This is a genomic window from Rhizobacter sp. P1_G5 (assembly GCF_056405435.1).
In genome coordinates this window covers 1-2,975 of sequence record NZ_JBFUCB010000700.1, presented here as the reverse complement: position 1 = coordinate 2,975, position 2,975 = coordinate 1, and the positions used below count along the sequence as shown (strand labels likewise).

At 68.9% G+C, this 2,975-nt stretch carries 1 protein-coding gene; it reads right to left on the bottom strand.

What is annotated here, in order from left to right:
* The coding region (locus AC1D12_RS29710; protein ID WP_477844797.1) for an efflux RND transporter permease subunit at positions 1-2,809 on the bottom strand (2,809 nt) is incomplete at its 3' end.
* Positions 2,810-2,975: the final 166 nt, after the last annotated feature.

Below are 2,975 nucleotides of genomic sequence, written 5' to 3'. Positions count from 1 at the left end.
TGACGATGCCGATCAGCAGGATGATGCCGATGATGCCGATCACGCCCAGGTCGTTGCCCGACAGCATCAGCGCGAGCAGCGCGCCGACSSCSGCCGACGGCAGCSYSGMCAGGATCGTCAGCGGGTGGATGTAGCTCTCGTACAGCACGCCCAGCACGATGTACACGCACACCAGCGCCGCGAGGATCAGCCACAGCTCGTTGGCGAGCGAGGTCTGGTAGGCACCGGCCGCGCCGAGGAAGGTCATCGTGACGGAGGCGGGCAGCGCGATGTCCTTCGCGGCCTGCCTGATCGCGTCGACCGCGTGGCCGAGCGATTCGCCGCTCGCGGTGTCGAAGCCGAGCGTCGTCGCCGGGTACTGCGCGACGTGCGTGATCTGCAGCGGCGCCGGCTTCTCGCGGATGGTCGTGATCGCCGACAGCGGCGTCGCCTCGCCCGAGCTGGTGCGCAGGTTCAACAGGCCCAGCGTCTGCGCGCTGTTCACCAGGCCGGGTTGCGCTTCGAGGATCACGCGGTACTGGTTGGTCTCGGTGAAGATSGTCGARACRATGCGCTGGCCGAACGCGCTGTACAGCGCGTCGTCGATGGCGCTGGCGGTGATGCCCAGGCGCGACGCGGTGTCACGGTCGATGTCGATGTAGGCCGACATGCCCTGCGCGCCGGCATCGGTGACGATGTTGCGCACCTGCTTCACGGTGCGCAGCTGGTCGGCCAGCTTGTGCGCCCATTCGGCGACGATGTCGCTGCTGACGCCTTCGAGCGACACGCGGTATTCGGTGGGGCCGGATTCGGCGTCGATCGTCAGGTCCTGCGTGGGCTGCAGGTAGAGCGTGACGCCGGCCACCTTCTGCACGCGTTCGCGCAACCGATCCATGATCTGCGCCTGCGTGCCGCTGCGCTTGGCGCGCAGGTTGATCAGCATGCTGCCGGTGTTCAGCATCGTGTTGTTGGCCGCGTCGACGCCGGTGAACGAGCTCAGGCTCGCGACGTCCGGGTCGGCCAGCACGGCCTGCGCGGCCTGCTGCTGCAGGGCAGCCATTCGGCTGTACGAGACGTCCTGTGCGGCTTCGAGGCGGGCTTTCAGCTGGCCGGTGTCCTGGGTCGGGAACAGGCCCTTCGGGATCACCAGGTACAGCACGATGGTCAGCGCGAGCGTCGCGGCGGCCACCAGCAGCGTGAGCGCCTGGCGGTCGAGCACCCAGGTGAGCCAGACGTCGTACTGCGCGATCACGCGGTCGAACAGGCGCTGGGTCGCCGCTGCAAACCCCTTCGCGGTCTTCGGGTCTTCATGCTGTGTCAGCCAGCGCCCCGACATCATCGGCACCAGCGTCAGCGACACCACGGCCGAGATCAGGATCGTGATCGCGAGCGTCACCGCGAACTCGCGGAACAGCCGGCCCACCACGTCGCCCATGAACAGCAGCGGGATCAGCACCGCGATCAGCGAGACGGTCAGCGAGATGATCGTGAAGCCGATCTGCGTCGCGCCCTTCAGCGCCGCCTGCATCGGCGGCTCGCCTTCCTCGATGTAGCGGGCGATGTTCTCGATCATCACGATCGCGTCGTCGACGACGAAGCCGGTGGCGATCGTCAGCGCCATCAGGCTCAGGTTGTTCAGGCTGTAGCCCAGCAGGTACATCACGCCGAAGGTGCCGATCAGCGAGATCGGCACCGCCAGGCTCGCGATCACGGTGGCGCGCAGGCTGTGCAGGAACGCGAAGATCACGATCACCACCAGCAGCACGGCCAGCAGCAGCTCGAACTCGACGTGCTTGACCGACGCGCGGATGCCGGTGGTGCGGTCGCTGAGGACGCTGACGCTGACACTGGGCGGCAGCCCGGCCTGCAGCTCGGGCAGTCGCGCCTTGATGCCGTCGACGGTGGCGATCACGTTGGCGCCGGGCTGGCGCTGCACGTTCAGGATGATCGCGGGCACCAGCGGGCGCGCATCGGGGTGGGCGGCGCACTCGGCGCAGTCGATGCCGGCCCAGGCGCCCAGGCGCACGTTCTCGGCGCTGTTGACGACCTGGGCCACGTCGGCGATGCGCACCGGCGCGTTGTTGCGCCACGCGACCACCAGCGACTTGTAGTCGTCCACCGTCAGCAGCTGGTCGTTGGCGTTGATGCTGTAGGTGCGGGTCGGGCCGTCGAAGCTGCCCTTGGCGCTGTTCGCGTTGGCGCCGGTGATGGCAGTGCGCAAGGTGTCGATGCCGATGCCGTACGACGCGAGGGCTTGCGTGTCGGCCTGGATGCGCACGGCCGGGCGCTGGCCGCCGCTCAGCGACACCAGGCCGACGCCGTTGACCTGCGACATCTTCTGCGCGAGCCGCGTGTTGACGAGGTTCTGCACCTCGGTGAGCGGCAGCGAATCGGAGGTGATCGCGAGCGTCAGCACCGGCGCATCGGCCGGGTTGACCTTGGCGTAGACCGGCGGCGCCGGCAGGTCGGCCGGCAGCAGCGAGCCGCCGGCGTTGATGGCGGCCTGTACCTCCTGTTCGGCGACGTCGAGCGTCTGGCCGAGCGAGAACTGCAGCGTGACGATCGAGACGCCGGCGGCGCTCGACGAACTCATGCGCTGCAGGCCGGGCATCTGGCCGAACTGCTTCTCCAGCGGCGCGGTGACGGTGTTCGTCATCACCTCGGGGCTGGCGCCGGGRTASAGCGTCTGCACCTGGATGGTSGGGTAGTCGACCTGGGGCAGCGCGGCCAGCGGCAGGAACTTGAAGCCTACCAGGCCGGCGAGCACGATGGCGACCATCAGCAGCGAGGTCGCTACCGGCCTCTCAATGAACGGGCGGGAGGGGTTCATGACCGTCCCGTCTTATTGCTGTTCGGCTTGTTCGCGGCGTTGGCGGCGCCGCTCGCCCCACGGGCCGGAGGCACCCGAGGCGCCGCGCTCGGCCCACGGTGCGGAGGCACCCGGTGCGAAGCCGGCCGGTGCGGAAGCGCCCTCGCCGAAGCGGCGGGCACCGCGC